The sequence below is a fragment of the Gloeotrichia echinulata CP02 genome, from assembly GCA_038087035.1.
Classification (GTDB): domain Bacteria; phylum Cyanobacteriota; class Cyanobacteriia; order Cyanobacteriales; family Nostocaceae; genus Gloeotrichia; species Gloeotrichia echinulata.
In genome coordinates this window covers 5359449-5382511 of sequence record CP051187.1, presented here as the reverse complement: position 1 = coordinate 5382511, position 23063 = coordinate 5359449, and the positions used below count along the sequence as shown (strand labels likewise).

The window sequence follows — 23063 nt, the reverse complement described above, 5'->3', positions numbered from 1 at the left end:
ATTGTATCTCTCCTTTTTCAACTTTAATTCTGAAATTACAGATTTGTTTTCGCAGTCAGGGAAATAGTTTTTTCCAGAAAACTTTGCAGAAAAATAGCTGTGTTTTCTGCTCCCTGCAAATCAAATTTATGAGGAGTATCTAAACCGATATTTTTGGTTAAACAAGTAATAATTTTATCAGCCAGATACGATGCTTCTAAATACTGTGAATGAATATAATCAACAATTCCCAATTTCTGTAATTTTTCTGTTCTGATTAATTGTTCTTGATCTTGATTTTCATGCCCAATCGGCACAACAATTGCACGTACACCCGTACTCAAAATATTCATTGTCGTGTTATAACCACTTAAGCTGAGAGAAATATCTGCCGTTTGCATATAATCAAGTAGCTGTAATGTATAGGTTTCAAGATGAATATTTTCCTGATTTGCTATAGCTTGTCGTAATTTTTTTATCTTTGCTTCTGGCATAAATGGGCCAGTGAATATTTTAATAATATGAGGTAATGTTGTTGATAAAATTGCACTGGCTGCTATCACTATTTCCAACAGTTCATAGCCTATTCTACCGCCACCAACACTCACCAAAATTTTTGCCGTATCTGAATTTACATCACCCCATAGTTGATGATTAATATTTGCCATCACTGATTGAGTTACAAATCCAGTGTGTATAATTTCTGATTTGATATCTCTATATCTACTAAAACTTTCAGAGAATTTTTGAAAGTTTGTATCTGCATGAAATAGTAGTAGATCAAAATAACGATTCATTAAATAGCAAATAGTTTCCTCTTCTTCATTATCCGTCTTTTTGCCAATTACATCACGTAAACTACAAACAATTTTCGTGTCAGGGCTTGTAGTTTTAATATGCTCAACTAAAGGAACTAATTCAAATAATAGCTTGTGTCTACCAAAGGGAAAAAATTCGGTAATTAAACAATCTGGTTTGACTCTATCAAATTCCGAAATCAACAGATTTTTGCGGATTTCCTTCACTTCATCAACACTGAGATCACCATCTTCAACAATAAATTTACCATCTTCTAACCACAGTGCAGGTAATCTAATTAATTCTACTTGTGGGGGGATTTCAAAGCCTGCGATCGCTGGGCCTCCACAAATAAAATAAACTTGAAAATATTTTACTAAACTCCGCACAATTTCAGTACTTCTGACTAAATGCCCCATACCGCTAAGGTACTGGCAATAAAACATGATTTTTTTCATGGTGGAATTGACCTTCACAACTAGTTTGAGTTAATAGTAAATAAATGTGATCTGTAATATTATCTAAGCCATTCATATTTAGGGGTAATTGCGATATAGATACCTGATTTGTTAGAGCATATTTTAAAGTTTCTGAATTAAATTTTTCTGGATGAATTGCTGAAAATAAACCTAACTCTGCCATCTTTTGAGCGCGGATCAATTGTTCTTTTGATGGGTGAGATCGTGGTATAATTACGGCAGGCTTTTTAGCAGATAAAATTTCACATACCGTATTGTAACCAGCCATAGAAACTATAGTATTTGCCGCCTGAATGTAGCTCATTAAATCATCTGTAAATTCCCTCACCTGGACTTGCGGATGATTTGCTGCTTGCATCACCAGTTGTTTTTGTGTTGTGGGCATTTCCGGCCCATAAATTATGAGACTTTTGTAGATATTGCCTGTATCTAATGATTTAATTGCATCTAAATAAGTAGCAACTAATTCATAACCATCCTCACCACCACCAGGCGTAACTAAAATCAATTTTTCTTGTGGTAATATTTGTAATTCTGCTCTAATTTTCTCAGGTGGTTTTAGCCCTGATGGATGGCCGATATAACCGCAATAATGAGACTTATGGGTGATATTAGGAGAAAATTGATATGCTTTGACAGTATCAAAAACTTCTGGTGTGCCTACTATTAAAACTTGATGGTAATACTTTTCTATTGTGCCGTAATAGCCATTTTTTGTCCATTCGGAAACAGTGACTTCAGGTGAGTCGAGAATATCGCGTAGTAAGAGAACTAGCTTAGTTTCAGGTAACTGTTGATGAAAATAATCAATGGTGTCAGCTAACTCGTTTTTGATTCCGGATGGTTTTTTGTCTACTAGAAATAAGTCTGGTTGAAAGTTAATTGCAGCTGAGAGAATTAATTGCGATCGCAATCTCACCGTCTCCTCAAGTCCCATACCCAGATACTTTACCGCTATTTCGCCAGTTGAGCCTCTGTTCAAGCAAGGCAATTTGATGTAATCTAAACCCTTGGGTAAACGAAACCCCTGCAACATCGGCGAACCCGACAGTAATAAAATCGAGATATCAGTTATTTTATCAAGCAGATGTTGGCAAATAGTCAACATTCTACGGATGTTACCAAGTCCGTATGCGTCGTGGGAATATACCAGCAGTCGCATAATTTTTACCAATTTGGAACATATAATATATACGAGAAACATCCGTTTGATGTCCTCTTGCTAATACATATAATTACTGTTTTACATGAGTTGTTCATGAAATTTTTATGAAAACTTTCTCATGAAGTTGTTAAGCTTATTGGTCAGTATACAGCATATTTCAGGTAAATGAGGTACGCCGGTAGGGGCGCAAGGCCTTGCGCCCCTACAATTATCTGTACCTCACCAACTTGCAATCTGCTGTAAGTAAGTCGGCACGATAAAAAACTCCACTGAAAATACTGTAAAGAATGATGCGTGACGACATTCCTGGTGTAAGCTGCGTACAATATTTATCGATGGGTCACGCACCCTACGATGATTAATGTTTTCGGAGAGTATAGTATTTCTCTGTCAAGTGAAGTACAAGAACCCCACCCCCAACCCCCTCTACCACGGGATAGAGGGGGCTATGATGTACCGCATGTGATTAGGAAATGCTATAGGTCATAATTAATTTAAATTCTCCGCTGCAACCAACTAAACACTTTATTAACTGAAAGTTTCAGATTTATACCTTCTAACACTGGTAAAATATCTTCTCCAGCTAATAAATCTGGTAGGCAATTAGGTTGATAAACTAAAACTGATCGTTCTCTGGGATCTATCAACCATCCTAACTGAGTACCATTTCTCAAGCAATACAGAATATTCCCAGTGACTTTGGTTTGACTTTGATCAGGGGAAAGAATTTCAATTACCCAAGGTGGGGCATACTCAATACCAGTGCTAATGATATCACCTGTTTCATCTAGTGGTAGTTGATTACTTTCCACAATCACTACGTCGGGAACAACGGAACGATTACCAAAAGAACACCGCAATTCTGGAAAAGCTTCGTATTTGCTATCTACCCCATCAACTACAGCGACTAAACGCTTTTGTAGCAGACTATGTTTGCCTCCTCCCATAGGTTTTTGAATTGCCTCTTTGTTTATATACTCCCAAGCTGGTGACTCATCAATATATGCAAGTTTTAAGAACTCCTGTAGAGTAGTGGTTTCTGGAAGTTTAATTGTCATCATCGTCAATGATTTAGGCGATTCTTGCTGATTATAAACTGTCCCTGATAATCTCGTTTCGTGACTAAGTTACAAATTCTTCCGGTTTGTCAATAAATGTCCGTGGAAGTCCAGCAAATACTTAACTAGGAGATTACTCCCCTCTACCACGTGATAGAGGGGCTGGGGGTGAAGTTCTCTACACCGAACTCTGCAACTGTTCCTCACTTATCCAAGCGCCGTGGAAGCCATAGGGTACACGTTGGGGAATCAACACCCGCGCTACAGGTTCACTGTTGACATCTTGGGCGTTGACTACCACTAGTTCCGAAGTTTCTGCAGCTTCATCGTGGACGAAAGTCACAAGCCAGCCATCATCCTCTACAGTGGCGCCAGAACGGGGTACAAATACGGCTTCACCGCCGTAGCGTCCCTGTCCAAATTCATGGGTTTGGGATGTGCCATTGCTGAAGTCATATTTAATTAAACCATCAAAGAAAGGCTGGGAACTGTCCCCCGACTGGGCAATGTAACCATATCGGGTTTTTTGCCCCAAGAGGTTTTCGTTAACGCGGGGAAATTCGCCTGGTACATCGTCTAATCTCTGTTCTTGAACTGTCCCCGTTTTCAAGTTAAATCGCCACTGATGTAGGCGGGGAATATCCCCATCTGGATCTTGTTGTGTATCTTCAGTGACTAAAACATTAGTGGAACTCATTCGACAAGCGATAAGTACTACCTCCATACCCTCTTCGTAGGCGTTGAGGGTATGGAGGACGTAGCAAGCGGAAGTTTCAAACCACCGGATGTTAGTATTGTCGCCGTCACGTGGGATAATGCCAAAACGACTAGGGCGATCGCGCTCAAATTTCATCAGCGGTTCTCCCCTTTGTACACGTTCGCCGCTAAAAGTCAAGGGCAAATCCATAAAAATTGTGTAGTTTTCGGTGATGGCAAAATCGTGCATCATCACCGCCATCGGTAGCTCAATGGGTACTGTACGGACTAATTTCCCTTGGTCGGAAACCACGCTATATTGCACATAGGGCGGCGCGAATGAGTAACCAAAGAACATCATTTCGCCTGTGATTGGGTCTACCTTGGGATGGGCAGTAAAGGCAGAAACTAGCTGTCCATCATAGGTGTATTCGCCAATCGTCTCTAAATCAGGAACCTGGATATTGTGCGGCGCACCCCCTTCCCATAGCGCCAATAATTGACCAGCGTGCCACACAAGGGCAGTATTAGCAGTATTCTTACCAGGTCCGTAGGGATTATCCATCTGTGGCGGTTCTAATAGTCCACTCCAAATAGCTTTACCCGCTGCTTGCTCGATTGTCCATCCATTTGTCCGCACATAGCGATTGCGATAAGTGGCTTGACCGTTGCGAATTCGCACACCGTGCAACATTCCATCGCCGTCAAACCAGTGGTACTTACCAATCGGTGCCCACTGGGGATTCGGTCCATTACGCACAAACATCCCTGATAAATCGGGGGGTAGCTGACCAATTACTTGCAGAGTGTCAGCTGTGATTTCTTCACCGACTGGCGCAAAGTTGCCATCAAGATAGGGATTGACAACTGTTGTTGTCTCTTTGTTAGCTGTCATAGCGAGAGAATCTGATAACGGCACTTTTTTCAGTGTATTAGCGATCGCTCTTTTTGTGCTTGGCAACACAGTTAGCTTAACCCGGCAGAAGCCCCACACCATACCCGAAGTTGGTGTGGGATCAATGACAGGATAAAAACGAGACGCCCTCTAATTGTTTTTTACCCCAGGTAAAACAGATTAGAGGGCAGTTGAGTTTTTATCAATATCTTGAGATAGGTAATCACTTCTTGCTATTGTATTCAGTGACGACAAAGCCTAAAATGCTGGTCTAACATAGTACCTTCTCACTTTGGGAGAAGGTACGCCAAGAAAACTGAAAATATGGGGTTTTATAGGGAAATGCAACCGTGTATGCGTTGCTACCTCCTGTAAGTAAAATTTTCAAGGAAACTAGTTTAAACTTGGAATTTTTTTAAGACCAAGAGTGGGGCAGGGCACGTACCTCACTATAAAATGCTGTGGTGGGAAAAATGGAGTACCACTAAAGAAGTTCCTGATATCCTTAACAGGACTCGGAAGCCTACACCACATTGCTTGCAATTGGTGTAGGAGTGTCACATATCTGGATACCCCATACCCCATACCCCCTTAGTATTGAAAGTTGTAATATTTGCGTTTTCTGACATCCCATAGCTAAAATTTAAGCCTTGACTGCAATTTGTTTATAAATCGACAAAGCCTGTGCCACACATTGATCCATATTCAGATACTTGTAAGTCGCCAACCGTCCCACAAAATATACCCCAGGTGTTGCATCAGCTAGCGCCTGATATTTCTTATACATTTCGTTATTCTCAGGACGCGGTATAGGATAATAGGGGTCGCCTTCTGCTTTGGGAAATTCGTAAACAATACTAGTTTTGGCGTGTTCCTGTCCAGTCAAGTACTTAAATTCTGTCACACGAGTATATAAGTTTTCATTCGGATAGTTGATGACTGGTGCTGATTGAAACCTAGCCTGGTTGTGGGTTTCGTGCTGGAAATCGAGGGAACGATAAGGTAACTTACCGTAGCGATGATCAAAAAATTCATCAATCGGTCCGGTATAAACCATCTCACCATAAGGTATTACCTGGGCGATTTCTCGGTAATCGGTGTTAAGCATCACCTTGATATTGGGATGGGCTAACATATTCTCGAACATCCGAGTTAAACCGTGCAATGGCATTGCTTGGTAAGTATCGCTAAAATATCGATGATCGCGGTTTGTCCGAGTAGGAATTCGAGCAATTACTGATTTATCAAGTTCCGATGGATCGAGTCCCCATTGTTTGCGAGTATAGCCTCGGAAAAACTTTTCATACAGTTCCTTACCGACTTTACTGACTACTACATCTTCTGATGTGCGGATATATTCTTTTGGTTCAGCAACCGATTTCAAAAATTCTTCTACTTGAAATGAATTGAGATTCATTCCATAGAGTTTGTTGATGGTGTCGAGATTGATGGGGATGGGTAATAATTGTCCATCTACGCTAGCAAGAACACGATGTTCATAAGGTCGCCATTGTGTGAAGCGGGAGAGATATTCAAAGACTTCACGGGAGTTGGTATGAAAGATATGGGGTCCGTATTTATGGACGAGTATGCCATGATCATCGTAATGATCGTAGGCGTTACCGCCAATGTGGTTACGCTTGTCTACAACCAGCACTTTTTTACCAGACTGACTCGCCAAACATTCAGCAATCACGCTTCCTGAGAAGCCGGCGCCAACAATCAAGTAATCGAAGACAAATTGTTTGCTAATGATACTTGGTGCTTGTTTACCTACAATCGCCCCATTCTCATTATTGCGGGTGGTAATGGTAGAGTTTATTAGTTTCATCCAGAAAATTTTAGATAGAAAAAATATGATTTGGTTTTCAGCGCAAATGACATTATTATGTCTAGGTGTTATTATTCTGATTTAGAGTATTTATTAATCTCTAAATATTGCTCCCAAAATGTCTTATTAGTAAGTTCAGGCAGGGTTTTTCTATAGAGTTGCTTAACTTGAGAAAAATTCAGAAATATTTTTACAGATAGGATGATCGTCTTAATAAAAATTTTCCAGAATTCCACTCTAGAAAAATTTACAACAAATCCTTCCTGATTATTTATATGATAATATAGAGCTTTTTTGGCTCGAAAAACATTCAGGGGTCTGTAACCGTGCATAGGAATAACTTTGTATCCCTGGTCAGTGAGTTTACTATCTTGATGAAAGAATAAAGAAGGTAGCAGATGTCCATTTAAGGTCATCAATCTCAGCAAGCGATGAATCATGTTCTCTGCTTCACCAAGACTTTTTTGATACTTCTCATAAATAAAAGGCAAATCATGATTTTTTACTGGCTGTTCTCCTATATTTTTAATTTCTAAGTTCTTTTCTTCAGGATTTACAGATTTTAAATAATTAGGACCTTGGAGAAAATCATAGACAGCCTTCAAGACCAGATCCGCACTTTTATATCTATAGCAGAATGCCTCTTTCATGCTAAATTTTAGCAGATACTTGATAGCGTCTATTTTGCTAAAACTATCAGAATAAATGCTATTTAAAATCATCTCATTTTTTCTAGAGTAATAATTTGGCGTTGGAGAACATTTATTTTCAAATGATTCATGCCAAACACATATACCGTTAAGAGTAATAATTTTAAGGTGTAACCTAATAGGTAGTTCTATATCATCTCCTCTGATAAAAAATGGATAAGGTAGGCTAAAATCGTCTATAACATTAATGGGGAAACAAAATAACCACCAGCCATTGTAACTAATGTGTTCTTCAATCTCATTAAATAAAATATTTTTAATGTTTCTGAGGTCAAGGTCAGGTTTTAATCTGACAACCTGATCAGCCCATACAGACCCATTTTCATGCTGGATATATTGACAATCTAACTTTAACATACTGCCGCCAGTACATAAGCTTTTGTCATTAGTTACCATTTGGAAGTTGTAAATTCTTTCAAATACTTCTGGATAGATGATGACATCATCATCCATAAATATAATATGTGAGAAATCATTTTTTCTTTTTAATACTTCTAAAACTCCTCTTGTATAGCCTCCGCTACCACCAGCATTTTTATTAGGTATTAAATGTATTTTAGGATTATCAAATTCTTCTAATGTTCTACCATTATCAATTAAAAATAGTTCAAATTTATCTATAGATGTTGAATTTTTGAGAAAATATCTTTCTAAGAGATTCACATTTTTTTCTACATACTCTTCTCGCTTATATGTACACATGACCACTGCAATTTTTATGTCTGCTTTTGGGCGATTAATTCTATTTATGTTAAAATAACCTCCTGTCAATAAGCAGTTATTTTTTAAGGCTTCAATTTCAATGTATAACAAGCCTTTGTAAGAGCTTATGTCTATATCATTAAATGCAGTGATATCAGTTAAAATTTGCGAATTAATAAATTTTTGATCAATTAATTTTGGCGCTTCAGATAAATAATCTATATTGATGAGGTTAATCTGGAAAGCTCCCTTTAAACATAGATTAATATTTATGCTTTTTACATTAGTGTAATCTTTCCATTTTTGGACTGAAAAAGCATTAAAATAAGTATCAAATATGATTCTTCCCCCTTGTTTGAGTTCAACAAGAGTTTGCTGATAATTCATCACAGCTTTAGAATTCAATCTAAAAAATAACTCTTCTACAGAACAAATATCTAAATTTGGGAAAATAATATTTTGCAGTTTAATCGTAGTTGGAGTATTTAGATTTTCCAGCTTTGGATTTAGTAAAATATCTGACATGTGTATTTTATCCTGGTGTTCAATTTTGTAATCGTATTTTGGAGATGGGTGCTATTTCTTAAATTTATTTTCCACGTCAGTAGCATTTCCAGATACCATCCTATATCAATAATGCCAACGAGAAATAAAAGTTGGAATGTTCAACAAGTATCTCTACTCAAATTTGTTGGAGTCAGATTAACTTTATGTAGATTTAAACCCGCTTCCCAGCCAACATGAATACCCTCAAAAGCTTGTCGAATGTACTGGATTAAAATTGAATTTGGCAATTGATGTGTGAATTTAAGTCTGATAATTCTCAGCAGACAGCGATAAATTAAAAGTAAAGTCAAGCGGATAATAAAAACCGGAAACCAAACTTTATTAAATCCATGCTTAATCGCAAAATAAGTTGTATTTTTTGCTAAAGTATGCCAGCATGTGAGATGTTTTTGGTCGATACGATTATGACTAGGTTGAGGATAATGATTTACCACCACATCAGCATGGTGAACTTCATACCCCGCCTGAATTAAGCGTAAACAAACATCAGTTTCATCAAGAAAGTAATCGAAAAATTCATCATAGCCCTTGATTTTTTCTAGTAAATCTTTCCGAAATGATGAATTAGTGCCCATTAAACTGTTAAACCAAACGCCATTTACTTGGTTATAATTGCCAGAATCAGCCGGACGAATTGCAATAGTTTGACTAAAAACATTGCTAATACCACGATGAAACTGTAAGGGTTCACCTGGACGAGTTGAGTCTCTAACAGTACCTCCAACCGCAGCACATTTATCACCATACAATGCATAAATATTTAGTAATTCTTCTATCCATGTAGCTGGTGGAATTGCATCATCATCAAAAAAAGCGACAATGGAACCTGTGGCTAATTTAATTCCCAAATTGCGGGAGTAACTCAGATTTTTTTGCTCAATTTTGTGAAACTTGAGTTTAAACTTACTCTTGTTTGATAATCTATCGACTATTTCAATTGTCTGTGTTGTTGATGAAGCATCAATAACAATTACTTCAAAATTATGGTAGCTAATGAGTTCGAGTGATGTCAGCGCTTTTTCGAGAAAAATAGGGCGATCACTCGTACAAATTATGATAGAAACTAGACCAGATAAGAGAGTAGGTATTGCTTGCGCCATTTATGATATCTTTAACTTGCGAATTTGCCAGTATATCTGCGACATTTGGCTGAGGGTTTTGATAACTGCTTTCATCAAAATAAAAGGATTAATTGAGACTGGTAAATAACCATTACCTGTAAAATAGTAAACCCGTTTTGCTAAATTGAGAGCGTAAATTTCAGGATGTTGATAACTAAGGATGACAATATCAATTGGTTTCCAAAACCAAGCGATTAGCCACAGCCAAACACGCCCTACTAATTTCTCAGGTGGAAGCCAGGAAATAACCTTTGTAGCAACCTCCATCTTCCTTAAAATTTGACTTTGTACATCATCTTGATAGATGGTAGATTGCACTAAAATCTTAGCTTGTTCATCAATGATTGCTTCTAAAGAATATTCGGTGTAATTCACCGCTTTCGGTATCTCTCCCTGAATACCATTTATGAAGTCTTGAAACCCTGTAATAGAAATTTCAGCAAGAAAGTAACGCCCTGTAATCGCGTAATAAACTAGTCGTGGTACACTCACAATCACTCTTTTTAATAAAAGGTCTGGTCGGTGTTTTTGCCAGCAATAACAAAGATTACGCTCATCGTAATAATTAATCCAAGGTCTGCATTTAAAATCCGGGGAATAATGCCAAATAATAGAATCTGGATTTACAGCAACAATCCAGCCAGCTTGTTTGGCTCGCAAGCACCACTCCACATCATCAAAGTGGAGAAAGTAATTTTCAAATACTCCAATTGTTTCCACAATTGTGCGGCGCACTAGTAGCGATGCAGCCGCACAAATATCTACATTAATGTAGGGTTTACTATTCAGGATTTCTGCGGCTGAAATGTTAAATAAGTTAGCACCATTTGTTTTTAAGTGGGCTTTTTGATAATTAATATAGCTGCCTAATTCTTGAATTTTATTAGGTTCCTGTAATTTGCGAATTTGAGAACCTACTAAGCCTACTTCGTCATGATTTTCTAAAGTATTAATTAGTGTAATTAATGCTAATGGAGCTAGGCGCACATCATTATCAAGTAGCCATAGGTAATCATATTCAAGCTTACTCACCAACTCCAAACCGTAGGAAAAACCTCCTGAACCACCGAGATTCCTACCCGTTTGTAAAACATGAATTTGACCATAATAGTATTCTTCTAAATAAGTCTGAGTACCATCATTTGAAGCATTATCTACAACGTAAATGTCCAGATTTATATCCTGTAATTCCAGGTTGCTAATGTCTTCCAGCAATGAGCAAATATAATGTAGCTTATTCCAAGTAACAATAATAGCTGCTACTTTTATACTTCTCATAGTATTAATATACTGTCATGAATGGGATCATCTGTCAGTTAAAAAATAAATAAAATTTATACTGATGATAATAGATTACACAAGATATAATTAATTACACCATGCGTTACTTAATCAAAAATTATAAATTTTAGAAGCCAAAAAATATTACATGGCTCAAATATTTAACTTTTTCATTCTTGGGATTTGTCTACAGATTCCTTTTTTCTTGACAAAACAAACTTATCCAAAATCCTCTGTGCAGCACAGAAAATATTGTGCATTTTGGCAGGTCTATTGATAATTTTGTCCTAAGTTAAAAAGTGGTTGATGCGTACAATAATCAACAAAATTCCCAACAACAAATAGCTAAAACATTTGGAGTAAGTTGGAAATTAATTTCCGGTTCAATAAAGCAATACTCTAGTAGTAGAACAACTTTTGCTAATATAATTGCACCCAAATGATAACTGCTATATCCCATGTGCCAGTTCCAAGGGTGGAATGTGAGTTTAAAAAAAGATAATCAACAGTTACTATGCGTGATTTTGCTGTAATTTATGTAGTAATTATCTGGAAATTCGCACACAAAAAACCAGACACCATAAATTACCCCAGTTATTTTTCAAACTGAGCTAAACGTCTAAAACCTAAGAAAATTTACGCGGCTTTTTGTTTATTTAATCGCCAAAGAATCGTAAATCTCAATTAACTGTTTGGCACTGACTGATGTAGAATGGTTATCTGTCACCCATTCTCGTCCAGCTTTGCCAAGCTGTAGACAATAATGTGGGTTATGAATCAGTGCGATCGCAGATTGAGCCATACCCTCGATATCATCAACATCATGTAATATTGCTGTTTTCCCATCCACGACAGCCTCTGTTAAACCAAGAATTTTCGAGCCAATTACGGGAAGTCCAGCTGCATTAGCTTCCAGTGCAACTACTGGCAAACCTTCATATAAAGAGGGTAACAAAAATACATCACATTTACTCATCAATGATGGTACATCATCCCGCTGACCTAAAAGATACACCGCCTGGGAAAGTTTAAGTTGAGCTATATTTTTTTCGATGAACCCTCGTAGCGGACCTTCTCCTACCAAAAGCAGTTTGGCTGTAGGTATATGCTTGACAACTAATTTAAATATCGATAGCAATCCCAGGTGGTTTTTTTGTTCGCTGAAGCGTCCAACATGAAGAATTACAGGTACATCCTTTGACCAGCCAAAAGACTGACGAAAGGTATTGCGCTCTTCGGTGGTTGCTAATTCAGGAATATTTATCCCGTAATTTAGTATACGAGAACGTTTGTGTATTTTTGTACCTTGCAGATTGAGGCTATCAAGAACTGCTTGAGAACAACCTGTAACTAAATCAGAATGAGTGAGTGCATACCTAATGCTAATCATTGCATAAACTGAGCGCATTTGACGTATTGAAGGCAGCCGAGTAAAGGGCATCTGGTAACCAAAATAAGTATTATGAAAAGAAGTGATGATAGGAATTTCTAATTGGTGAGATACCCATACAGGCAAGCCACTATATACTTGTAAATGATTGTGTATTATTTGGTAATCTTCCTCTAGCAGTATTTGTCTAAGTTGTTGAGCGAATCTGACTTGATTAATACCTAATCTACAGCAAATAACTTTGGCATCTAAATGCTGTGCAATCTTAGCCAATACTCCAATATTTGACCCTTTACAGTAGAAGTCGATGACATATTGGCTTCGCGGTATTTCACCTAGCATATAAAGTAACCATTTTTCAATGCCACCTCTATTAAAATTGTTGATTAAATGTAGAACTTTTGGCATGAATTAGCGCCTTTTTTAATAAAACTAAAGAGTTAAAATTTAAGAGATGTGCCCAGGCGAATAGAATTGCCTGCGGCACACTGCGTGAACGCGGCTACACAGACAAAACCTGCCGACCCAGGTTGGAAAAACCTTCTCTACGTAGCCTTCGGCGTCGAAGACAGACGCTACGCGAACGCGTAGCGTCTCGTAGAGAAAATATTGTGTTAGTCCACGGAGGTGGACTTTGCTTGTGTAGTTGTCACCTTCATTCGCCGATAACTTTTAAAACATCCTCTTAGTAGAAAGTAGAAAATTTTTTAAATTTGTATCCTTACAGAATATTGTCAAGATGAAAAAGCTTTCCGAAAGCAGAACTTTCACCCATTAGCAGCTTTCAACATTTACTTACAGCAATTTTCACGCAATAACCACAGATCGTTTTAGGGGCGCAAGGCCTTGCGTCCCGGACGCATGGTCTATTTACCTGAAAATTACTGTAAATGCTAATTACTGTTTTATTTGTGTATTCATTTTGTACCAAGTTTTTGGAGTTTAAGTAATGCCAACTTGGCAAAAGTTTTATTTCTGAAAAATTTAGACTATCAGCAATTTTTTTATTTGTTTTAGTTTAATTACATCCTGTTATAGAAATCATATTTGATTTTTGAAATACATGTAGGCTGGGCAATGCCCACAAAAACCATGATATGGTGGGCATTGCCCACCCTACAGATACTGAGATTTTTTCAATAATCAAATCGGATTCCTATATATCATGTTCGGTTGATCGCTTATAAAATGACAAGTATTTATCCGAACATGATATTAGGGAGTTCCAAATAAAAAAATATCCAATTTTTATAGCAACCGCCAAAGTGCTTAGGACATTAACTGATGATAAAACCTAGACACAATCAGACTTGTAACCCAGCGATGCACTGAGCGGTCGTTGTGTCCCCAGCGATGCACTGAGCGGTCGTTGTGTCCCCAGTCCCCAGTCCCCATCGATGCACTGAGCGGTCGTTGTGTCCCCAGTCCCCAGTCCCCATCGATGCACTGAGCGGTCGTTGTGTCCCCAGTCCCCAGTCCCCAGCGATGCACTGAGCGGTCGTTGTGTCCCCAGTCCCCAGTCCCCTGCTATATTGTGAAGTTGAAGCCCCCCAAAATAAAAGCGGGCTTTGAAACCCGCGCCACAAGATTGGATGAATTATTGTTTGCAAATCCCCTCAAGACTAAACCTTTGCTTCTAAAGATTTGAGTAACTCAGTATTCACACCAGACTCACGAGTCAGAGAGATTTTACCAGTACGGGCTATTTCCTGCAGTCCAAATTTTTGCAGCACCTGGACGATCGCCACCATTTTCCCTGGATCGCCTACTACCTCCAAAGTCAGAGAATCTTCAGCCACATCTACCACTCGCGCCCGGAAAATCTGAGATAGTTCAATTACTTCTGAGCGGTTGCTGCTAGTAGCATTCACTTTGAGGAGCATCAATTCTCGCTCTACGCAAGGAGTTTCGGTAATGTCCTGCACCTTGAGGACATTAACTAACTTATATAGTTGCTTGGTGAGTTGTTCAATCACGCGATCATCTCCAGGTACAACCATTGTAATTCGGGAAATACCTCCCTGTTCGGCTGGACCTACCGCTAGGCTTTCGATATTAAAGCCCCGACGAGCAAATAAACTAGAAATACGGGAAAGAACCCCCGCTTCATCTTCTACTAATACTGAAAGGGTATGTTTCATCTTCGCCAACAGAGGCTAGGGCAGGATGTGATTAAGACAGTCATTAATTTAATGGCTGCACATGTACTATGAAATTTTTAGGTCTAAACTTTAATTATAACATTTATTAGTTAGTAATGCACCTTAGTAGTAAAGCTTTTATATTGTACTAAGTAATTGCTCTAATTGGAGACCAAAGTTTATGAGTTGGTTACAAAGACTTTTTGGACTGCAAAAACCTGAAAATGCACAGGTAAATCCAACTTCACAGCCAGTACTGCAAGCGCCTACCGCTAGTCAATCAATTCCCCCAGAGCGTGTAGGACTGAGTGGAGAATACGACCAAAGTGGGTTGGCAAAACGGGTGGCATTGGCCTTTGATCAAGACTCGGAACTCGGTGATCTGAATACCCTTTGGGTTGCTCAGACGGGAGGAACTGTCGTATTAAAAGGCAAAGTTCCTAACCAAGCAATTCTCAAGAAGATGATTTCTGTTGCGCGAGCGGTAAAGGGAACCACAGAGGTTGATACTACCCAAGTCACCATTGGCTAGTATCTATAGGGTAGGATAGCTGGATTTCCTATCGGAAATATGCTGAGAACCCCCGAAGATGTGGCTGACTTAGGAAGACACATCTGTGCTTTAAGCCGGGGGATGAAAGCTAGCCGCCTGATTTATCAGGCTTGTCTGTCTTAATTGCTTTTTTGGTTCTCAATATATTGCCTAACAACCTCGGTACTTACTGCTCCTGTCGAAGCAACAAAGTAACTAGGACTCCACATACTAGGTAATTTTTTCAAATGGGGAAACTCACAGACTTATCCAGCCAATCCAAAATAGCCTGATTTACCTGTTCTGGGCATTCATCATGGGGACAATGGCCGACATTTTCCAGATGCAGCACTTCTAATTTTTCATTGTATTGGGCAAATTGACGCCCCAATGCTGGCGGAACCCATCGGTCTTGTTGTCCCCAAATTAACAGCATGGGAATTGTTAAGTTTGGTAATAAAGCCTTGACACTAGGACTAAAATTAACTCCGCTAGCAGCTTGAAACAGAGCAATAAAAGCACGCACAGAACCTCTATCTTGGGGAGGAGCAGCGAATATTTCTAATAATTCATCGGTGACAGCCTCTGGATTGGCGTAGGCTGTGCTAGCCCAAAAGCGCAATATTCCTGGTTGGCGCACTAGTTTAAATAAAGGTTTCAGCAACAGTGGGGAAGCAATAATTCTTTTGATTGAGGTGATAATGGGCATGACAAACGGTCGCACCGAAGCAGGGATTGCTTCTTGCTCTAATGTGGGGTCTGGTAAACTCATCATCACCACACCCTGCACCATATCGGGATGGGCGGCCGCTGCTGCTAAAGATATCAGTGAACCTAGGGAATTACCAATCAATACCACTGGTTGACGAATAAATGCTTTCCAAAAGTCGTAAACTTGCTCTACCCACAGATGGACGCTGTAATTGACGGGGGCTTTTTCCGAAGCGCCCCAACCGAGCATATCTAGAGCGTAGACGGTGTGATGTTCGCCCAAAACCTCTAAATTATGCCGCCAATGACCTATGGAAGCCCCAAACCCATGTAATAAAATCAGGGGCGTTGTCTTTTGCTGATGTTGGGCAGAGCGAATATAAGTGTAGCGAGTTTGCCAGCCCCGCCAAACCCAGTCTCTTTGATTACCAACCCGTTGCTGCCAGTGTACCGCAGTGGTCACATTGCCCTCCTATTGATCGGTCAGTGTCTGGAGCATGTTAAGACGGCGATCGCCACTCTCAAACCCAATACCCGTGAATGAAATTGAACAAAAGACTGAATTTATTGGTTTTAAACCCGCGCAGGTGGTTTTTGTTTGTGTAGATGCGCTGGGAATCCGCCCTCTGATTCTGCCCCTAACCTAATTATAAACATTTGTATTTTTTATTACTTTTTGTTGGCAAAAGTGTCTTTTCAGTGTAATGTTGCTATCCTGGAATTATACCTTACACTTGAAAAGTCAATGACTTGACAAATAATTGTTACAATATTTAATGATTCTCCAATTTGTGTAATTTAGATTAACGATCGCACAGAAATTCTCTCACAATGAGTAGAATGACAAATACAACAACGACACAACTAGTTCATGGATTAGTTACCCTAGAACAATAGACTCATTTTTCATTCCTCAGCTATTTGAGGACTTGAAGCGTGAGGCTGATTAACCAAAAATTAAGCCAATCAAGACCAAACCCAATTCTTAACTAAGAGCTCCCACGAAACACAATGCCTGTGATTGAGAAAAAAAGAACTCGCGATTTGCCCCAAATTAACGAACGAATTCGTTTCCCTAAAATTCGGGTCATTGATACTGACGGTAGCCAACTGGGAATTATCACCCCACAGGAAGCACTACAACTAGCAGAAGAAAAAGAGCTAGATTTGGTGCTGCTGAGTGATAAAGCTGACCCACCGGTCTGTCGAATTATGGACTACGGGAAATACAAGTTTGAGCAAGAAAAGAAGGCGCGGGAAGCCCGGAAAAAGCAACACACGGCTGATGTCAAGGAAGTGAAGATGCGCTATAAAATAGAAGAACACGACTATAACGTCCGTGTCAAGCAAGCAGAGCGCTTTCTCAAAGATGGTGATAAAGTCAAAGCTACTGTGATGTTCCGGGGTCGAGAAATTCAACACAGTGACTTAGCAGAAGATCTACTCAAGCGCATGGCGACTGATTTGGAGCCATTTGGTGAGGTGCAGCAAGCACCGAAAAAAGAAGGGCGCAACATGATGATGCTACTCTCGCCCAAAAAATAATCTAGCGATTTGGTGACATCTCCTACACTTCTGCTTCGCAGTAAGTGTAGGCTTCTCAACGACTCCTCTACGAGGACATTAATTGAGCTTTAAGACCGTGCGCCCCACGGTTCTTTATATTTATAGCCGCATTCAAATCTCTGCACAAACTGGTATGACAAACAGGGCAGTTGTGCATTCTTTGAGACAACGGCTTTTTAACCTTGTGACCACAGTTAGAACATTCTTGACTTGTGCCGTTTGGCTTGACAGCTATTACTTTTAAACCAGCATTTTCGGCTTTGAAAGAAAGTATTGTTACAAACTGACTCCAACCAGCATCATTAATACTTTTAGCCAGTCTAGTTTTAACGAGTCCTTTGATATTCAATTTTTCAACAGCAACAACATCATATTTGTCAAGCAGTGACTTGGCTATTTTAAAGTGAAAGTCTCTGCGAGTATCGGCAACTTTTTTATGTTGTTTGCCCAATTTTTGAATAGCTTTTTTACGACGTAATGAACCTTTTTTACGTCTTGATACCTTACGCTGTGCGGATTTTAATTTACGTTCAGCTTTGCTTAGATGTTTTGGTGCAGCAATTCTAGAACCGTCATCAGCTACATAAAAATCAATCAAACCTACATCAATTCCAACAATATTATCAGGATTGAAATCGGACTTAATTGTGGGAACCGTCTTGTCATCAAGGCTCAAGGTTACATAATAGCCATCTGCTTTTTTGGTAACAGATACGGTTTTAATATCAAATCCATCGGGTATTGGTCGATGAACAATTACTTTAACATCCCCAATCTTTGACAGAGTGATTTTGTTTTTAACAAAGTGATGCTGTTTGAATTGAGTATAAGTAAAAGTTTTATATTGCCCTTTTCCCTTGAATCTAGGTCTACCAGACTTCTTCCCGCTAACGTCACCTTTTAACCATCTATCAAAAGCTAATTCAACTTTTTTAGGTACTTCCTGTAATACTTGAGAGTGAATCTCTTTGTACCAATGTCTATCTATTTTAAGTTGAACCAAAGACGCTTTTTGATTGTAGTATGATGGTTGTTCTTTTAATTCTGGTATGTGACAAATTAATGGACATCTATCAATAGGGCAGCGATTCATTTCATACCAGTCAAACCTTTGAGCCAACAAATAATTGTACTGACAACGCAGCATTTCTAATGTTTTATCTATTTTCGCTGATTGCTCTTTAGTTGGCTTGATTTTGTACTGGTATGATGTCTTCATTTTTTTCCTTTGTTTTCGACCTACACATAGGATAACATAAACGTCAAGACAATGTGTAGGCAATTATGAAAAATAAAGCATTAAATTTAAGAATATCAGAACGTAGATTAAATAAGCTACGGTTATATGCAAGTCAAAACGATAAAACTATGACTCATGTAGTTGAAGACTTTATAGACTCGCTCAAAGTTAAAAATGGCGACTCCTCCCCGACCCCACTCCCTGATCAACCTGACGGTTGATAAAGGTCGGGGGTCAACTCGTCGCCGCCCCGCCATTCATCTCATCACCTCCCTTCGCTTCGGTGAGAGGCTTCTTGCGGTTTAAGCTAAACCAGCAGTATAATTGACAACTAAAAATTTGATACCGTCAATGTAGTCGGTAAAATTGATCAAAAACTGATAGTCCTGAGCGCTGAGTGGGAAACATAATACTCAGATGCTCAGGACTTTTGCCATTTTTACGCGATGGGGGGGATGAGGGGAGTGAGGGAGTGGGGGAGTGGGGGAATGCTGAGTTAAAAAGTAGCAACGAATTATTATTCATCCCCATCGCCCCGATGCTGCTCGGATAAGCAGGGGAGGCAGGGGAGGCAGGGGAAGCAGGGGAGGCAAAACTCAACGCCAGCCTCCATTTCTCCCCCTGCTCCCCCTGCTTGCCTCAACCAAGAAATTCGTTAACCGAGCAGTATTGCCATCCCCCCCGATGCTAATAGTAGAAAATTAAACTGCATGGAACTAAAAAATCACTGGGTTACTACCAATCAAGACCCTCTAGCACGACTACTAAAGTGGGTAAATCTCCGACCAGAGGAGAGCGAACGCACTTGGATCATGTTTGCTTTTTACACTACTATTTCCGTAGGATTGCGGTGGGCAGAGGACAGTACAGTAGCACTGTTTTTGGATGAATATGGAGCTAACCCACTACCAGTGATGTATATTGCCAGTGCAGCAATGGGAGCTGGAATAGTTGTTATATATTCCTGGCTGCAAAAGATTTTCCCCTTGCGTTGGGTGATTGTGGCGATCGCACCCTGTATGGTAATGCCATTAGTTTTATTAGTCTTTTTGCATTGGGGAATTCATGTTTCTTACTTATCACTCATTATCGTATTTTTACTGAGGTTATGGGTAGACGCACTTTATGTGGTTAATGACCTCAACACGTCCATCGTTGCTAACCAACTATTTAACATTCGGGAGATTAAGCGCACCTACCCACTAGTCAGCAGTGGTATTTTGGTAGCCGATGTCATTAGTGGTTTTAGTTTACCTTGGCTACTGGAATTCTTGAGGCTGAATAAGGTAATCCTCATCGCCTGTGTAGTGATTATTTTAGGGGCTGGAATTCTATTTTATTTAAGTTATCACTATCGAGACGCTTTCCCCGATGCGCCACAACGGCTAATTCCCCAAGAACAAGCCTCACGACACCGCCGCCTAGAAACTCCATTAAGACGCTATACATGGCAATTGTTTGCCTTTGTAGGTCTTTTGCAAGTCATTGGGTTGTTAATAGATTTTCAGTATCTGCGGGAATTGAAGTCAACTTTCGGCGATCGCGAACTCGCTAGCTTCTTAGGTCTGTTTGGGGGGATTGTCGGACTGTGTGAGTTAATGACCCAGTGGTTTATCTCCAGCAGACTCATCGAACGTATTGGTGTGTTTTTCGCAGCAGCGCTTTTACCGATTACTGTTGGTTTTGTCGTACCAGCAGCGATCGCATTACTGAATATATTTCCCGCAATGCAATCGCAAAGCTTGTTTTGGGGGCTGATAATTCTCAAATTCTGTGATGAACTTTTACGCTACACCTTTGTCATGAGTAGCGGTCCGGCGTTGTACCAACCAATTCCAGAGCGAATTCGTAGCCGTACACAAACATTATCCGGCGGAACTGCCGAAGCGATCGCCACAGGTTTCGCAGGATTTCTCATTTTTGTGACCTTACTATTTTGCGGACAATTTGTTCCAGTTCCATTACAACAGTGGGTATTTATCGCAGAAACAATATTAGTATCTGGGGCTTGTTTACGAGTAGTTTTAATCCTGCGATCGCGCTATGTTGATGTCTTAGTTTTAAGTGCATATCGGGGTGAATTGAGTACCACAAATGTAGGTTTACGCCTATTTAAGCAGGGAGTAATCAAAGCCTTAAGCGAAAAAGGTACCGAGGCAGATAAACACTCTTGTATTGAACTTTTAGCCCAAATTGATCCCCAAGGAGCCGGCGAAGTTTTAGCACCATTGATCTTCCAATTACACCCAGATTTGCAATGCCAAACTTTAGAAGTAATGCTCATGGGAGATGCAAATCCTGCTTATTTACCAGATGTCCGCCCGTTATTAGAACAGCCCGAAGGAACTGTTCCCCCTGAAGTTTTCGCCCTAGCCTTGCGCTACGTTTGGCTAGCTGAACCACATCCTAATTTAAGCCTCTTAGAAGAGTACCTGCATCCACGACAAAACTCACTCATCCGCGCCACAGCCGCCGCCTTACTTTTGCGACAAGGAACGCCAATGCAAAAAGTAGGAGCTACCAAAACCATGCGACGGATGCTGACTCATAAGCAAGAACGGGAACGGGTGAATGCAGTTCACGCCTTAAGAGAAGCGGTTTATTTGCAGGCTTTAAGGATTCACATCCCGAATTTATTGCAAGATGAATCATTACGGGTGCGTTGTGCTGTATTAGAAATGATTGCAGCCACGCGATTAGAGGAATACTATTCAGCATTGATAGCAGCACTTTACTATAAATCCACCCGAAGTACAGCAATGCGTGCTTTAGTGAAACTAGAAAATGATGCCCTGGAAATGCTCTTAGAAGTGGCTACTAATATTTACACATCAGAAGTAGTGCGGATGTATGCTTGGCGGACGATTGGTCAAATCGGTACATTGGAAGCAATCGATAGTTTATGGCAACACTTAGAACTATCTTGGGGTACTACGAGATATCATATTCTTCGCAGCTTATTAAAAATCCATAAACAACCAGAGATTACTAGTTTAGAGGATCAATTCTATGAAAATAGAGTGGAAAATTTAATTAACCAGGAATTACAGTTTTTAGGCGAAATTTACGCAGCCTACATAGACTTAAGCACACAAGAGACGCTGGAAAACTATCAATCAGATGAGAAGATTGTGACTGTGGGTAAGTTACTCCAAGAGTCACTATTAGAATTGGAAATTGATGTCAAAGAGCGATTGCTGTTATTACTAAGACTGCTTTATTCCCCAGAAAAGATGCAAGCAGCCGCTTTCAATCTGCGGTCTGAATCAGGAGTAAACTTAGCGCGAGGACTAGAAATTTTAGACCACACCATAAATCTACCCTCAAAATCCCTGTTACTGAATATATTAGACCAGCGATCGCACGCAGAAAAACTGTATTTGCTTGGGGAAGCAGGATTGGTAGAATATCAAAAAATGTCAGTTAGCGAGCGGCTTTATCAGTTGTTAACCCTAGCTAATTTGCTTTCTGACTGGTGTTTAGCTTGCTGTTTTCATCTTGCTCAAATTAGCCACATTCGGCTAAAAATTGCGGATATTTTGCTGACTTTACGTCATCCTACAGGCTTTGTCCGAGAAGCAGGAATCTCATACCTGAATGTTGTTTCACATCGTGTGTTGTTAGAACTGCTACCCCAGCTACAAAAAGACCCACACCCACTTGTAATTGCTCAAGTTAAAGAGTTGATGGCAAAATATCAACTCGTCAAATAGGCGTGAGATTCCCCTTTTAGCGCCTATAGTCTATTGAGAATGGGTTAGAGTGATCGCTTTCCAATTAGATGAAGTAAACTCTAGCCCCTAGTCCCGCGATTTCAAACTATTTGTTTAGCCGGATAAATTTTTAGATACCCCTAAATCCACACGATATGATACCATCTGTAGGGGCACGGCATTGCCGTGCCCCTACGCGGAATCTAGATGTGTCAGCGTTTTAGTGGTATTGTATAAGACTTTGAAATCGCGGGACTAGCCCCCGATCTCAACGAGATGTAACGCAGTGACGTACTCCACACACTCCCTTTCAGGTGAGTGTGGGCTTCTGTGCGACTCTTCTATGAAGACATTGACTGAGCTTTAAGACTGTGCTACCCACGGTTCTTTGGTTAAGCCAAACAATTAGCTTTTATTTTAATAGGCTGCTTTTCAGCATTTAATTGGATTACACCTACTGGTTAAAATTATAATAAGTATTTAGAAAA

The 23063-nt window shown here is 39.6% G+C and carries 15 protein-coding genes and 2 pseudogenes; 3 read left to right on the top strand and 14 right to left on the bottom strand.

The annotated features are described in order from the left end of the window. Positions 1-35: 35 nt before the first annotated feature. The 11 genes and pseudogenes from HEQ19_23795 to ilvN all read right to left on the bottom strand — a co-directional run bounded on the left by HEQ19_23795 (position 36) and on the right by ilvN (position 14813). On the bottom strand, positions 36-1235 hold the full coding sequence (locus tag HEQ19_23795; GenBank protein WYM02065.1) for a glycosyltransferase: 1200 nt from the start codon (positions 1233-1235) through the stop codon (positions 36-38). Next, positions 1201-2418 (bottom strand): glycosyltransferase family protein, encoded by a 1218-nt coding sequence (locus HEQ19_23790; GenBank protein WYM02064.1) that lies wholly within the window; start codon positions 2416-2418, stop codon positions 1201-1203. The genes HEQ19_23795 and HEQ19_23790 overlap by 35 nt, the downstream gene beginning before the upstream one ends. 497 nt (positions 2419-2915) lie before the next feature. Continuing rightward, positions 2916-3479, bottom strand: a complete 564-nt coding sequence (locus tag HEQ19_23785; GenBank protein ID WYM03576.1) for a Uma2 family endonuclease — start codon at positions 3477-3479, stop codon at positions 2916-2918. A 178-nt stretch (positions 3480-3657) separates the two neighbouring features. Beyond that, positions 3658-5070, bottom strand: a complete 1413-nt coding sequence (locus HEQ19_23780) for a carotenoid oxygenase family protein (GenBank protein WYM03575.1) — start codon at positions 5068-5070, stop codon at positions 3658-3660. Positions 5071-5713: 643 nt separating this feature from the next. Then, a pseudogene (glf, locus tag HEQ19_23775) lies at positions 5714-6853 on the bottom strand (UDP-galactopyranose mutase). 119 nt (positions 6854-6972) lie between these two features. Beyond that, positions 6973-8838, bottom strand: a complete 1866-nt coding sequence (locus tag HEQ19_23770) for a glycosyltransferase (GenBank protein WYM02062.1) — start codon at positions 8836-8838, stop codon at positions 6973-6975. A gap of 140 nt (positions 8839-8978) precedes the next feature. Then, positions 8979-9980 carry a glycosyltransferase family 2 protein gene (locus HEQ19_23765; protein WYM02061.1) on the bottom strand — a complete coding sequence of 334 codons (1002 nt, stop codon included), beginning with the start codon at positions 9978-9980 and terminating at the stop codon, positions 8979-8981. Further along, complete coding sequence (locus HEQ19_23760) at positions 9981-11279, bottom strand: glycosyltransferase family 2 protein (protein ID WYM02060.1); 1299 nt, start codon at positions 11277-11279, stop codon at positions 9981-9983. It abuts the gene before it with no gap. Between the two features lie 655 nt (positions 11280-11934). After that, positions 11935-13080: a glycosyltransferase family 4 protein gene (locus tag HEQ19_23755; protein ID WYM02059.1), complete on the bottom strand. Its 1146-nt coding sequence runs from the start codon at positions 13078-13080 to the stop codon at positions 11935-11937. An 896-nt stretch (positions 13081-13976) separates the two neighbouring features. Beyond that, a complete protein-coding gene (locus tag HEQ19_23750; GenBank protein ID WYM02058.1) occupies positions 13977-14282 on the bottom strand; it encodes a hypothetical protein in 306 nt (101 codons plus the stop codon). Between the two features lie 12 nt (positions 14283-14294). Beyond that, the gene (gene ilvN, locus HEQ19_23745; protein WYM02057.1) at positions 14295-14813 is read right to left on the bottom strand and encodes an acetolactate synthase small subunit; all 519 of its coding nucleotides are present in this window, start codon (positions 14811-14813) and stop codon (positions 14295-14297) included. A 181-nt stretch (positions 14814-14994) separates the two neighbouring features. Between ilvN and HEQ19_23740 the strand changes: the two genes are divergently transcribed. Next, positions 14995-15345 (top strand): BON domain-containing protein, encoded by a 351-nt coding sequence (locus tag HEQ19_23740; GenBank protein ID WYM02056.1) that lies wholly within the window; start codon positions 14995-14997, stop codon positions 15343-15345. Positions 15346-15485: 140 nt separating this feature from the next. Here the strand turns inward: HEQ19_23740 and HEQ19_23735 are convergent. Continuing rightward, positions 15486-15605: pseudogene (locus HEQ19_23735) on the bottom strand (transposase). After that, positions 15590-16519, bottom strand: a complete 930-nt coding sequence (locus tag HEQ19_23730) for an alpha/beta fold hydrolase (GenBank protein WYM02055.1) — start codon at positions 16517-16519, stop codon at positions 15590-15592. Before HEQ19_23730 ends, HEQ19_23735 begins: the two are co-directional and overlap by 16 nt. 548 nt (positions 16520-17067) lie before the next feature. Here HEQ19_23730 and infC point away from each other — a divergent pair. Further along, positions 17068-17601 (top strand): translation initiation factor IF-3, encoded by a 534-nt coding sequence (infC, locus tag HEQ19_23725; GenBank protein WYM02054.1) that lies wholly within the window; start codon positions 17068-17070, stop codon positions 17599-17601. Between the two features lie 67 nt (positions 17602-17668). Here the strand turns inward: infC and HEQ19_23720 are convergent, their stop codons facing one another. Beyond that, on the bottom strand, positions 17669-18841 hold the full coding sequence (locus HEQ19_23720) for a transposase (protein WYM02053.1): 1173 nt from the start codon (positions 18839-18841) through the stop codon (positions 17669-17671). A gap of 731 nt (positions 18842-19572) precedes the next feature. On the opposite strand from HEQ19_23720, the gene HEQ19_23715 reads away from it, so the two are divergent. Next, the gene (locus HEQ19_23715) at positions 19573-22575 is read left to right on the top strand and encodes an MFS transporter (GenBank protein ID WYM02052.1); all 3003 of its coding nucleotides are present in this window, start codon (positions 19573-19575) and stop codon (positions 22573-22575) included. Positions 22576-23063: the final 488 nt, after the last annotated feature.